The organism is Streptomyces sp. NPDC001828, from assembly GCF_042892175.1.
Lineage (GTDB): Bacteria > Actinomycetota > Actinomycetes > Streptomycetales > Streptomycetaceae > Streptomyces.
This window is the reverse complement of the sequence record NZ_JBIATV010000027.1, coordinates 14,776-27,163: the sequence shown is the minus strand read 5'-3', so window position 1 is coordinate 27,163 and position 12,388 is coordinate 14,776. Positions and strand designations below refer to the sequence as shown.

Sequence of the window (12,388 nt, the reverse complement as noted above, 5' to 3'; positions counted from 1 at the left end):
CGTGGTGATCGGCACGCCGGCGGGAAGACCCTCCAGCGTCGCGACAAGTGCGGGTCCGTGGGACTCCCCAGCGGTCAGCCAACGCAACCTGCTCATACCTCCCACTCCCCGACACCGCTGCGGGTGAACTGCCTGTCCCCGTGCAACCAGGACACCTCGTCGTGCAACTGCTCCTGAGAGAAGGCGGAGAGCATGCTGTTGCGCGCCAACGCCTCTTCGCCCGCCGGGTGGTACAGCTCGTGGCCGATGCGGCGGGCCACCAGTTGGGTGCGGTTGGTGCGCGCGCGGCGCGCGGCGTTGAACTTCTCCAGGTGCTGCATCACATCGTCGCTTCGCACCCCCTCCAGCAGGTCGCCGAGGACGACCGCGTCCTCCAGGGCCTGGCAGGCTCCCTGCGCCGCGTACTGCAGCATGGGGTGCGCGGCGTCGCCGGTCAGCACGGCCCGCCGGTCGGTCCAGGCGTCGACCGGATCACGGTCACACAGCACCCACTCCCGCCAGCCCTCGCCGAGTTCGAGCAGCCGGCGGGCGGTCGCCCCCAGATCGGGGAACTGGCCAAGGACATGGGAACGCTCGGCAGGGCGGCCGGCGACGGCCTCGGTGGCGCCGTCGTCGCGAGTGGCGGCGAGGTTGAGGAACTCGCCCCCGCCGATGATGTAGTGCACGAAGTGCCACTTGGGGCCGGCCCACAGGGTGACCGTGTTCCAGCGCAACTCCTCGGGCACCTTGTCGATCGGGATCACCGAGCGGTAGATGGTGTGCCCGGACACACGCGGCCCGCCGTCGGCGAGCATCTGCGCCCGCACGGTGGAGCGGATGCCGTCGGCGCCCACCAGAACCGCCCCCGTGAACGTCCGTCCGTCCTCGGTGTGCGCGCTGATGTGGTCGGGGCTCTGCTCGTAGCGTTCGACGGCCGCACCGGCCACCAGCTCCACGGAGTCCGACGCCTGGCAGGCGGCGAGAAGCGGCTGATAGAGATCGCCCCGGTGCACCACCGCATACGGATTGCCGAACCGCTCCCGGTAGGTGCCGGTCAACTCCATCGAGGTGACCAGCTCGTCCGTGGTGCCGTCCATGAAGCGCAGTTCGTCGATGAACACGGCACGCTCGCGCACCCCGTCGCCCACCCCGAGCCGGTCCAGGGCGTGGAAGGCGTTGGGGCCCAGTTGAATGCCCGCGCCGATCTCGGCGAAGGTGCTGCTCCGTTCCAGGACGGTGGCGCGGTGCCCGTGCCGGGCGAGCGACAGAGCTGTGGCGAGCCCTCCGATACCGCCGCCGGCGATCACGATGTGAGCCATGTTGTACGTCGCGTCCTCTCTGTTCACGTGCTGGTGGGAGCCCTTCACTTGACCGTGGCGGGCCCGTACTGCGGAAAGAGCCGGTCCAGCTCCTCGTGGAAGCCGGGAAATGTCTTGGCCACGCAGCCGCGGTCGTCGAGGGTGATGCCGTCGGCGCGCAGACCAAGGACCGAGAACGCCATGGCGATGCGGTGGTCGCGGTGGCAGGCGATCTCGGCGGGCGCACAGGTGCCGGGGTGGATGGTGATCCGGTCGTGCCCGACGTCGGTGCGGATGCCGAGAGCGCGAAGGTTCTCGGCGACGGCGGCGATGCGGTCCGACTCCTTCAGGCGGGCATGGGCGATGCCACGGATCGTGATCGGGCCGTCGGCCAGGGGCGCGATGGCGGCCAAGGTCATGAAGGTGTCGGAGATCTCGCCCATGTCGACGGTGAATCCACCCCGCAGCGCACCTGTCCCGGTGACCGTGGTCGCCTCCCGCGTGCGTTCGACGTGTGCCCCCGCCCGTTCCAGCACCTCGGTGAAGCGCAAGTCGCCCTGGAGGCTGTCGCGGTCGAGGCCGGCCACCGTCACGGTGGTGCCGGTGATCGCGGCGGCGGCGAAGAAGTACGAGGCGGTGGAGGCGTCGGGTTCGATGTGCAGCTCCGCCGCCCGGTATCCCGCGGGGTCGGTGGTGAACACACCGGGAACGTCCTCACCGACGTGCGCCCCGAAGCGCCGCATCAAAGCCAGGGTCATGTCGACGTAAGGGCGGCTGACCAGGTCGCGCACCGTCAGTACCAACGGCCGGCGCATCAGCGGACCGGCCATCAGCACCCCGGACAGGAACTGGCTGCTGAGCTTCCCGTCCAGGCTCAACTCCCCGCCGGCCAGGCCGTCGGAGCGGACCCGCAGCGGCAGCCGTCCGTCCGGCTCGGTGTGGACGTCGGCGCCCAGGTGCCGCAGCGCCTCGGCGAGGGGGGCCACCGGCCGCGCCGTGAGCTGGGCGGTGCCCTCGAAGCGGAAGTCGCCCTGTCCGGCCGCGGCGAACGGCGGCAGGAAACGGGCCGCGGTCCCCGCGTCCTCGCACCACACGCCGCCGCTCCCGGTCGGCCCGCGGCCGAGACCCGTCACGACCCAGGCGCGGTCGCCGGACTCCCGCTCGATCCGCACGCCCAGACCCGTCAGGGCATGCCGGAAGGCGACGGTGTCATCGCTCACCAGGGGGGCTTCGAGGACGCTGGTTCCGCGCGCGGCCGCGGCGAGCAGCAGCGCCCGGTTGGTGAGGGACTTCGACCCGGGGATGCGGGCCCGGCGGGCAGGGGGGGATGCGGTCATCGCTCTCCTTCATTGCGTGCGGCCGGCGCGGCAGCGGTCAGCAGGTCCCGGCGGTCGGTCTTGGACAGCGGGCGAGGCGGAGGCCAGGACACCGCTGGGAACGGCCGGCCCCTGTCAGGGCGACCCTGGCTCCCGGTACGCGCGATCGGCAAAGCGATACATCCCGGTTCGTCACTATCGAGGTCAGTCCGTCAAGTCGGGCCCGCACCAAGGCGGTTGGGCCCCGGCGAGCGGGACCACCGCTCACCCGAGGGCCGCGAGGGCGACGGCGATCTCCACGGCGATCTCGTCCGGCTCGCGATGCTCGGACCGCACGGACACCGTCGCGACGTCCCGGTACAGCGGCAGACGCTCCCGCATCAACTGCGCGAGCCTGCCTCGCGGGTCCCCGGTGAGCAGCGGCCGCGACTGCGCACCGCCGACCCGCTCGGCGAGAGTGTCCAGGCCGGCCCGGAGATGCACGACGCGGCACTCCTTGAGCTGGAGACGCGTCGCGTGGTGCAGCACCGCACCTCCGCCGAGCGCCAGAACCCCGGCGTGCTCCCGGACCGCCTCGTCGACAGCCCGGCGCTCCCACGCACGGAAGCGGGCCTCGCCACCGGAGCTCAGCAGCTCGTGCGTCGGCTGCCCGCTCAGCCGCTCCAGATCGTGGTCGGTGTCGCGGAATGCGAGGCCGAGGTGGTCGGCGAGGGCCTGCCCGACCACGGACTTGCCCGTGCCGGGCATTCCGACGAGCACCACCGCGGGTCCGTTCATGGCTGCTCCACAAGCTGTCAGGGGGTCCCGGCAGCGTCCCTCCGCCTACAGAATCGGAGGGACGCCACGGGGGACACCCGATCGAACGGCCGGCCCGGCGTCCCGGCTACGTGAGCGCCAGCCCGCGCCCGGCGAGCGCGGCAGCGGCGAATTCGCCCTCGACGGTGGCCTCCACGTCAAAGGCGTACCGCTCGGTGGGCGGGTAGCCGATCAGCTCCGCCGCCCGTGCGGGGATCGGCGCCGCGGCGGCCTCGGCCGACTCCCACAGCAACACCGCTCCCCACCGGTTCGTGTCCGGATCAGAGATCCACACCTTCAGGCGCAGCCCCGCCACCTTGGAGAAGCGCTCCACAGCCTCGTCGCGAAGGAACCCCCTCAGCGAGGAGATGCTCTGCCGCGACTCGGTCAGGTCCCACCAGACGATCACCGCGCGCATGTCGACGCCACCGCCTGGAGCAGGGAACCGATGATCCGCGGCCCGTCGACCGTGAGCATCGACTCGGCGTGGAACTGCATCGACGCGAAGCCGTTGGCGCGCAGCGCGTGCACCTCGCCCCCTTCGGCCTCCCGGCTGACCTCGATCCGGCCGTGCACCGGGTGGGTGATGACGTCATCGGCGCATTGGGCGGCGAACGTGTTGTAGAAGCCCACCCGCTCCGAGCTGCCGAACAGGTCTATCTCCCGCTGCGTCCCCTGGTTGGGAACGGGCCGGCGCACGACGTCCAGACCGAGCAGCGTGCTGAGGACCTGATGGCTCAGACACACCGCGAGGAACGGACGGCGCTCCTCCAGGAGTTGGGACACCGCCGTCCGCAGGTGCGCGATCTTGGGATGGCCGGTGTCCTGCGGGTCGCCCGGGCCCGGCCCCATGACCACCAGGTCATGCGCGTCGAAGGCGTACGGCTCGTCGAAGCGGCGCACCACCACCTCGCAGCCCAGTGAACGGATCTGCTGGGCGATCATCTCGGTGAAGGTGTCCTCGGCGTCGATGATGAGGACACGCCGGCCGGTCAGCGACTCGACCGCCTGACCGCGCCGGCCCTGCTCCCGCAGCCAGAACCCGGCGACGAACTCATTGCGCTCGTCCAGCGCCTCACGCACCGCCGGGTGCGCCCCGAACCGGGTGGGCTCCGTCTCGCCGAGGGCGGCGAGCAGCCCCGCGGCCTTCGCACGGGTCTCGTGCACCTCGGACTCCGGGTCGGAGTGGCGTACCAGCGTCGCCCCCACTCCGATCCGCAGCTGCCCGCTCGCGTTGATGTCGGCGGTACGGATCAGGATCGAGGAATCCAGGGTGCGGCCGCCGGACGCGTCCCGGCCGATCAGGGCGACCACCCCGCTGTAATAGCCGCGCCCGGCCGGCTCGTAGTGGGCGATGACCCGGGCCGCCGATTCCAGCGGGGATCCCGTCACCGTCGGCGCGAACAGCGTCTCGCGCAGGATGTCGGCCGCATCGCGGTCGGTGCGGCCCTCGATGAAGTACTCGGTGTGAGCGAGCCTGGCCATCTCCTTCAGGTACGGGCCCACGACCCGTCCGCCCTCGGGGCAGATGCGGCCCATCATCTTCAGTTCCTCGTCGACGACCATGTACAGCTCGTCGGTCTCCTTGCGGTCGGCCAGGAACTCGAGAACGCCGTCCAGGTCGGGACCGCTCGGCGGGTACCGGTAGGTGCCACTGATCGGGTTCATCACCGCGGTGGAGTCATGAACGCTGATGTGCCGCTCCGGGGTCGCGCCGACGAAGGTCCGCTCACCGGTGTGTACCAGGAACGTCCAGTAGGCGCCCGCCTCCCGCTCGACCAGGCGGCGGAAGAACGACAGTGCCGATCGGGGCGTGAAGCCCGGCAGCTGGGCCGTGAAGGAGCGCTTGATGACGAAGTTGGCCCCCTTGCCGGTGCCGATCTCGTCGGCGACGACTCGGCGCACGATGTCGGCGTATGCCGCGTCGTCCACGTCGAAGCGACCGTCGGCGACCTTCACCGGTTCATTGGGCAGCCGCGCCAGCGTCTCGTTCAGGGGCAGTGTCGCCTGCTCGCGGACCCGCATCGTGAGCAGAGGCTCTCCGTCGTCGGGTGCCGCGAAGCCCCGCTCGGCGAGCTGGCGATAGGGCACCAGCGCGAGCAGCTCGTGGTGCGCGCCCGGCCGGGGCTGTTCGGGCAGGCCGAGGCCGGCGAGCGAGTCGACCCGCGCGATGTCGCCCGTCAGCAGTTCCAGGGTGTCCGGGCCGGCCGACTCGGGGCGGTGCAGCAGCGCGAACGGGCCAGAGGTGCCACCAAGGATCCGCGCGAGCAGTTTCTGCGCGTCTTCCTGTCGTGCCATGGAGGTCGTTCCTTTCCCGGCCGGCGCGTTCAGCGCGCCACCTCGGCCGTATCGAGTTCGGTCAGCACGGACTTGGTGGTCACGACACGGGCGGCGCGCTGCGCCGCGTAGTCGAGTGCCAGCCGGTGGTAGTCGGCGGAGAAGTCGGCGACCGCGTCCGCCACCAGGAACGGCTGGATGTCGTTGGTGAAGGCGTCCACCGCGCTCATGAGGACACCGACGTGCGCGTACACACCGCAGATGACCAGCTGGTCCCGGTTGTGGAAGCGCATCCGTTCCAGCAGGTCCGACTTGTGGAAGGCGCTGTAGCGCCACTTGGTGAACTCCCAGTCGCCCGGCGCCGGTTCGAGCGGCGGGACCACCCGCCGGTGCTCGGGCGACGCCTTCATGCCCGGGCCCCAGAAGTCCTTGAGCAGACCGCGCTGCTCGGGCGTCATGCTGCCGGGCTGGGCGGTGTAGGCGACAGGAATGCCCAGTTCCGCGCATCGCTCGCGCAGCAGCGCGGTGTTGCCGATCAGGGAGCCGCCGGGCTCGCTGGTTCGCGGGAAGGGTTTGAGGAAGTACTCCTGCATGTCGTGCAGCAGAAGTACCGCGCGCTGCGGATCCACGGTCCACTGGGCGGTGCTGGGCGGCAGTTCGCCCTCGGAGGGCATCGGGTACGGCTCGACGGCCGGAATACCGGACACGGGCTGGTCGGTCCTTTCAGAGCTAGACACCGAGCGTCGCACCGCCGTCCACGGTCAGCTCGTGCATGGTGATGTGGCCGGCGGCGTCCGACAGCAGGAAGGCGACGGCCTCCGCGATGTCGTGCGGTGTCGCCACCTTGCCGAGGGGTATGCCGGCCCGGTACGCGGCGGGGTCACCGGCGATCGACTTCTTCGCCGCGGAGTCCGCGGCATGCATGCCGCGCAGCATCGGAGTGTCCGTGGAGCCGGGGGCGACGACGTTGCAGCGGATGCCGTGCGCCGAGACCTCCAGCCCCAGGCACTTGGTGAAGGCGGTCGCGGCTGCCTTGGACGCGGCGTATGCGGCCATGCCGGCGCGGGCCGTGCCCGCGGCGTTCGACGCGACCGTGACGACCGCGCCGCGTCCGCGCGGGATCATCCGGTCGACCACCGCCCGCGACGTGTGGAACACGCCGGTCGTGTTGACCGCGAACGTCGCGGCCCAGTCCTCGTCGGACAGCGTGTGCGCCGCTCCCTGGCGCAGCACGCCGGCGGCGTTCACCAGCTTCTCGATCGGACCGAGTTCGTCCTCCACCCGCTGAACCAGCAGCTCCACGGCGGGACTTGAGGTGACATCGGCGGTGAAGGCGGTGACGTCGAGCCCGTCCGCGCGCATCTTCGCGACGGTCTCCTCGATCGAGCTGCCTTCCAGGTCCACCGCCGCGACCTTGAGCTCCCGCTCGGCGAGCAGCCGGGTGACCGCCGCACCGATGCCGCCCGCGGCGCCCGTGACCAGGGCGAGGGGTTCTTCCACGTTCACAACCTCCGTACGAGATGGGTGCCGGCGCGTACCAGGGGCCGGGTTCACGAGCGCCAGGCCGAGACGACCTCGATGGCCTGCCGCGCGTTCAGACGCGGGTCGCAGAAGCTGAGGTACTTGTCGCCCAGGTGGTGGAGTTCTCCGGAGTCGAGGACGCACTCGACGACGCTCTCGGGGGTGGTCTCCAGATGCAGACCGGCCGGGGTGCCGCCGTTCTCGAACACGGCGCTCTGGAAGGCCTCGACCTCGCGCACCACGGTCTTCACATAGCGCGTCTTGAGGCCGTCGGGCCCGGCCACGGTGTTGCCGTGCATGGGGTCGGACAGCCACAGCACGGGGTGGCCCGCGCGGCTCACGGCCTCGACGAGTGCGGGCAGCTTCCGCTCCGCGTTCTCGGCGCCCATGCGGGCGATCAGCGTGAGCCGGCCCGGGAGGCGCTGGCCGTCCAGCCGGTCGCACAGGGCGAGCAGCTCGTCCGGTGTCATGGACGGACCGACCTTCACCGCGACCGGGTTGGACACGGCGGCGAGCAGGGCGATGTGCGCGCCGTCCAGCTGGCGGGTGCGCTCTCCGACCCAGGGCCAGTGAGTGGACGTCAGCAGCAGGGATCCGTCGCCCTCCCGGCGCAGCATCGGCAGTTCGTAGTCGAGCAGGAGGGCCTCATGGCTCGTCCACACCGGCACGCCCAGCTCGGAGCGGCCGGCGGTACCACGCCAGCCGAGGTAGTGCATGGTGTCGCTGGCGGCCCGGTAGCCGGTGAGCAGATTGCCGGGGTCGGGGCGGCGCAGCTCGGGGTCCGGCTCCGGGTGGTTGACCATGTGGCCCCGGTAGACGGGCAGTTCGGCGCCGGCGACGATCTCGGTCGCGTTGGAGCGGGGCTTGCCGTACTGGCCGGCGATCCGGCCCACGCGCAGCACCGGCTTGCCGGAGGACAGTTTCATCGTGCCGGCCAGCACGTCGAGCAGCGCGGCCTTGCGGGCCACGTCGTTCGGGGTGGCCTCGGCCGGGTCCTCGGCGCAGTCACCGGTCTGGATCACCTGGATGTGTCCGGCGGCGGCCTCCATCAGCAGTGCGCGCAGCCGGCGCACCGCCTCGGAGTCCACCAGGGCCGGCATCCGGACGAGGTCCGCCCTGATGTCGGCGAGGCGCGGGTGGGCGGCCCAGTCGGGCTGCTGGAAGGCGGGCAGAGAACGGAGGTAGGACTGAATGTCGATCATCGACTTCCCTCGGCGAGCATGCCGGAACAGGTCCGGCGGATGGTGGGCGTGGTAGGTCGGCGGCGGCACGGGCAGGTGGCGCGCCGCCGGTATGCCCTGCCCGGCGCTCTTCGTCCTGCAGCGGCTTACGTGGGAGCGTTCCGGGGCGATGCGAATGCATGCGGCCCGTCCCCTTGGAGACGGGCCGACCGGGGCGAATACCACTATCAGGAGATAAATAATCTCCTGCAATGGCTTGTGGAGGAGTCCGTCAAGTGACGTTCTGTGGGCGGAAGTTGACCGCCCGCGACCATCGCCGGGCATCGCCGGGCATCGCCGGTGGCACACTCGGTGGCACTCGGTGGGGTGAACCGGCTCGAAGCGTCAGGCGGCGAGGTCGGCCAGTACGGCGAGCCGGACGAGCGCGACCCGGCTGGAAATGCCCAGCTTGGCGAAGATGTTCCGCAGGTGGCTGTCGACCGTGTGCGGCGAGACGGACAGCTGCGCGGCGGCGGCCCGATTGGTCAGCCCCTCGGCGACCAGGTTGGCGACCCGCAGTTCGGCGCGGGTCAGAGCTGCCCACCCGTGGTGTGGGGCCGCGGGGCGCGAGGCGTGGCGCGCTGCCGGAAGTGTGGCGTCAGGAATGGACTTGAGGGTCGGCCGGGAGTCCGCGTTGGCTCGTATCACCCGGCCGACCCTGCCCCCGCCGGGGGTGAGCCGCAATGCGGAATGCGTAAGTCTGTCATGTTCTGCGGCGGGCGCCGAGAACGGATGGTGCCCGGGGCTAGAACCCGCCCAGCAGGCCGTCCACCACGTTCAGGAGGGCCTGGCGGTCGCTGTGCACCCTGGCCAGGACCCGCAGGCCGTAATAGGTACTGAGCACTTGGCCCGCCAGGGTCCTGGCGTCGTGTGCCGCGCTGATCTCGCCGGCCCGCTGTCCGCGGGCGATGGCCTCACACAGGGCGTCCTCCACCGTGCTGAAGTGCCGCCGCACCTCTTCCTTCACGGCGGGATCCGAACTCGCCTTCTCCACCGAGGCGTTGATGGCGAAGCAGCCCGGCGTCCCCGAATCGGCGAGATCGGCGTCGACGGCCCCGACGATCAGCTCCCGGAGCCGGTCCTTGACCGGGCCGGGCCGCCGCAGCAGGGCGGTCTGCTCGGCCGTGGTGGTGTCGTAGTAGCGACGCAGGGCGCGCAGGTACAGCTGCTGCTTGTCCCCGAACGTGTTGTACAGGCTCGACTGGCCCAGGCCCGTGCGGTCGGCCAGGTCCCGGGTGGAGGTCGCTTCGTAGCCGTGCCGCCAGAAGGCGTCCATGGCGGACGTGAGCGCGTGCGTCTCGTCGAACTTCCTGGGCCGGGCCATGCTCGTACCCTAAAGGTTTTGGAGCGGTCGCACAAAAAACATGCGACACGGTCCGACGTCGCCCGCGCACGTGCTCCGGTACCGCACTACGCCACCACCCCGACCGCCTCGATCTCGATCAGCCAGTCCGGGTCGGCCAACGAGGAGACCTCGACGAACGACTCGGCGAACGCGTGCGCGGTGAAGTACTGCGCACGCAGCGCGGCGAACGCGCCCTGGTGCCGGGCGATGTCGGTGACGAACACCGTCGCCTTGACGACGTGGCCGAGACCCGACCCGGCGTTGTCCAGGACGGTGGCGAGATTGGTCAGGGCCCTGCGGGCCTGTGCCTCGAAGTCGCCCCGGCCGACGGTGACTCCGTGCTCGTCCACGGGCGCCTGTCCGGAGGTGAAGACGAGGTCGCCCACGCGGACGCCGAGCGCGATGCCGGCGGGGGCGTACCAGTCGTTCTCCGCCGTGACGCGCTCGGGCCGAGACGCGCCGGATACTGCAGTCATGATGCTCCTCGCAGCGGGACCGGGGTGGGGATGGGGGCGCGGTCAGTCACCCAGGTGTTCACGCACAGCATGGACCAGCTCCGCTATGGAACGCTCGCCCGTGGCGGTGCCGAAGGAGTCGAAGATGTGGAAGGCGCCGGACCACTGGTGCAGTGTGACCGGGACGCCCGCTTCGAGGAGACGCTGCCCGTAGCGGATGCCCTCATCGCGCAGCGGGTCGTACTGGGCGGTGACGATGTGGGCGGGGGGCAGGTCCGCGAGGCTCGCGGCCCGGTTCGGTGCCGCGTACGGCGACGTCTCGCGCTGCTCGTGCCCCTCGCCGAGGTAGTGCCGCCACATCGCTTCGGACTGCGGCGTGGACCAGACCGGGGTGTCGTGGAACCGGCGGGCGGACGGCGTGTCCATCCGGTCGTCCGTCACCGGGAACGTCAGGAGTTGCAGGGCGAGTTCGGGGCCCTGCCGGTCGCGCGCCATGAGGGAGACGGCCGCGGCCAGGGCGCCGCCCGCGCTGCACCCTGCCACTCCCAACCTGCCCGGTACCACGCCGAGTTCCTCGGTCTGGGCGGCGAGCCAGCGCAGCGCGGCATAGCAGTCCTCGGCGCCCGCGGGGAAGGGGTGCTCGGGCGCGAGCCGGTACTGAACGCTGACCACGACGCACTTGGCCTGTGAGGCGAACCAGACGCACTGGTTGTGCTCGGTCTCCAGGCTGCCCATGACGAAGCCGCCGCCGTGGATCCACAGCAGGCCACCGTGCGGCCCCGGCGCCTTGGGGCTGTAGACCCGCACGACGACGTCCGGGGCGCCTTCGGGCCCGGGGATCAGCTGCTCGGCGACAGTGATCGCGCTCGTGTCCGCGGGCTCCCACTGGGCTTCGAGCTCCTTGAGGGTGGCGCGGGCCACCTGCGGGTCGCGCACGTCGAGATACGGGATGCCCTCCACCAGAGCCGCCAGATCGGGCCGCAGATTCATCCGGGTCGGTGCCTGGCCCGTGGAACGGGAAGTGGTGTCACTCATGGGGTCATCCTGCGGCGGGAGCGGCGTCGTCCGCCTCCGCCACTTGTCGCCCATTGCCCGCCGTGCGTGCGCCGATTGGCGCGGCGACCTGACGGACTGCTGTCGCCGCGAGCCGGCCGGGCGGGGGAGCGGCCTAGCCTCCGCGGATGTACCCACCGACACCGAACCCGCCGTATCCGGTCTCCGGACAGGGGGTCGTGCACGGCCCCGTCCCCCGCTTCGATCCCACCCTCGAAGGGTGGGCAGGACAGTGGGCGGGAACCGCCGTGCTGGGTCCCACGGACGGGGACGGGGAGGGCTGTGAGCCGGCGGCGCGCCGGCCGCTGCGTCTGGGGGATCCCGGTCTGGTGCAGGCGGCGCTGTCCGCGGGGCTCCCCGAGGCCGAGCGCTCCCGGGCCCTGCAACTCCTGGGGCTGAGCCCCCGGACCGACGTGCGCGCCGTAGCGGTCGTGGTGTGCGAACCCGGCCTGCTGCAAAGGGCCTTGGACGGCTGCGCGGAACGCCTGGGCGGCCGCGAGAGCGCTCCCACGACTGCTCACGCGGCAGTCCTGTGGCCGACGGTCGGGGCGGTTCTGCTGCCCGGTTCGGCGGCCGTCCCGCGGCAGGCGGAACCCGGGCCGGCCCACACGGCGATGGGGGTGGGGCCGGCGACGGGCCCCCAGCAGCTCCCCGACTCGTGGGCGCAGGCGCGGCGCGCGGCGCGGTTCGCCGGTCTCGGGCCCACCTGGCCGCGCGCGGTCGTGGCCGAGGACCTGGGCGCGCTGGCTCTGCTCGCCGACTTCCCGGCGTCGACTGCCCTGGCCCATCCCGATGTCGGGGCCGTCGCGCGGCTGGGCTGCGGTCCGGACGGGGAGCAGGCCCTGGCCACGCTGGAGGCGGTGTGCCGCAGCTCGTCGCTGCGGGAGGCCGCCAAGATCCTGTGCCTGCACCACAGTGCGGTGGCGCATCGCATACGGCGCATCGAGCGGATTCTGCGCGTGTCGCTGAGCGACGCGCACGGGCGTCAACGGGTGCAGACGGCGCTGCTGCTGTGGCAGCTGAACGCCCCGGGCAACTGGCGTGACGAACGGGGGAGTTCACAGCACGGCGGGCCGCACTCGTTTTGAATCAGTCGCTTCAAAACTGTGTTAGCGTCGCCCCGCGGCCG

14 protein-coding genes are annotated in these 12,388 nt (G+C 71.4%); 1 reads left to right on the top strand and 13 read right to left on the bottom strand.

Going from position 1 to position 12,388, the window contains the following annotated elements:
- From ACFYZA_RS39930 to ACFYZA_RS39870, 13 genes are all read right to left on the bottom strand, one after another.
- The coding region (locus ACFYZA_RS39930) for a chorismate synthase (RefSeq protein ID WP_158716507.1) at nucleotides 1–96 on the bottom strand (96 nt) is incomplete at its 3' end.
- The gene (locus tag ACFYZA_RS39925) at nucleotides 93–1,298 is read right to left on the bottom strand and encodes a 3-hydroxybenzoate 6-monooxygenase (RefSeq protein WP_388495108.1); all 1,206 of its coding nucleotides are present in this window, start codon (nucleotides 1,296–1,298) and stop codon (nucleotides 93–95) included. The genes ACFYZA_RS39930 and ACFYZA_RS39925, both read right to left, overlap by 4 nt.
- Before the next feature lie 44 nt (nucleotides 1,299–1,342).
- Nucleotides 1,343–2,614, bottom strand: coding sequence for a 3-phosphoshikimate 1-carboxyvinyltransferase (gene aroA / locus ACFYZA_RS39920; RefSeq protein ID WP_388495107.1), 1,272 nt, complete (start codon nucleotides 2,612–2,614; stop codon nucleotides 1,343–1,345).
- Between the two features lie 243 nt (nucleotides 2,615–2,857).
- Complete coding sequence (locus ACFYZA_RS39915; RefSeq protein WP_382594638.1) at nucleotides 2,858–3,370, bottom strand: shikimate kinase; 513 nt, start codon at nucleotides 3,368–3,370, stop codon at nucleotides 2,858–2,860.
- 106 nt (nucleotides 3,371–3,476) lie between these two features.
- Nucleotides 3,477–3,806 carry a hypothetical protein gene (locus tag ACFYZA_RS39910; protein WP_382594635.1) on the bottom strand — a complete coding sequence of 110 codons (330 nt, stop codon included), beginning with the start codon at nucleotides 3,804–3,806 and terminating at the stop codon, nucleotides 3,477–3,479.
- A complete protein-coding gene (locus ACFYZA_RS39905) occupies nucleotides 3,794–5,686 on the bottom strand; it encodes an anthranilate synthase family protein (RefSeq protein ID WP_388495106.1) in 1,893 nt (630 codons plus the stop codon). Before ACFYZA_RS39905 ends, ACFYZA_RS39910 begins: the two co-directional genes overlap by 13 nt.
- 29 nt (nucleotides 5,687–5,715) lie before the next feature.
- A complete protein-coding gene (locus tag ACFYZA_RS39900; protein ID WP_382594629.1) occupies nucleotides 5,716–6,372 on the bottom strand; it encodes an isochorismatase family protein in 657 nt (218 codons plus the stop codon).
- A 22-nt stretch (nucleotides 6,373–6,394) separates the two neighbouring features.
- Nucleotides 6,395–7,165 carry a 2,3-dihydro-2,3-dihydroxybenzoate dehydrogenase gene (locus ACFYZA_RS39895; RefSeq protein WP_388495105.1) on the bottom strand — a complete coding sequence of 257 codons (771 nt, stop codon included), beginning with the start codon at nucleotides 7,163–7,165 and terminating at the stop codon, nucleotides 6,395–6,397.
- A 50-nt stretch (nucleotides 7,166–7,215) separates the two neighbouring features.
- On the bottom strand, nucleotides 7,216–8,388 hold the full coding sequence (locus ACFYZA_RS39890; RefSeq protein ID WP_382594623.1) for a 3-deoxy-7-phosphoheptulonate synthase: 1,173 nt from the start codon (nucleotides 8,386–8,388) through the stop codon (nucleotides 7,216–7,218).
- Between the two features lie 363 nt (nucleotides 8,389–8,751).
- Nucleotides 8,752–9,054, bottom strand: coding sequence for a helix-turn-helix transcriptional regulator (locus tag ACFYZA_RS39885; RefSeq protein WP_388495104.1), 303 nt, complete (start codon nucleotides 9,052–9,054; stop codon nucleotides 8,752–8,754).
- Between the two features lie 97 nt (nucleotides 9,055–9,151).
- Complete coding sequence (locus ACFYZA_RS39880) at nucleotides 9,152–9,730, bottom strand: TetR/AcrR family transcriptional regulator (RefSeq protein ID WP_388495103.1); 579 nt, start codon at nucleotides 9,728–9,730, stop codon at nucleotides 9,152–9,154.
- Between the two features lie 86 nt (nucleotides 9,731–9,816).
- Complete coding sequence (locus tag ACFYZA_RS39875; protein ID WP_382594615.1) at nucleotides 9,817–10,227, bottom strand: RidA family protein; 411 nt, start codon at nucleotides 10,225–10,227, stop codon at nucleotides 9,817–9,819.
- Nucleotides 10,228–10,269: 42 nt separating this feature from the next.
- Entirely contained in the window at nucleotides 10,270–11,241 is a 972-nt protein-coding gene (locus ACFYZA_RS39870; protein WP_382594612.1) for an alpha/beta hydrolase, read from the bottom strand.
- 146 nt (nucleotides 11,242–11,387) lie between these two features.
- On the opposite strand from ACFYZA_RS39870, the gene ACFYZA_RS39865 reads away from it, so the two are divergent.
- On the top strand, nucleotides 11,388–12,347 hold the full coding sequence (locus ACFYZA_RS39865; RefSeq protein ID WP_388495102.1) for a helix-turn-helix domain-containing protein: 960 nt from the start codon (nucleotides 11,388–11,390) through the stop codon (nucleotides 12,345–12,347).
- Nucleotides 12,348–12,388: the final 41 nt, after the last annotated feature.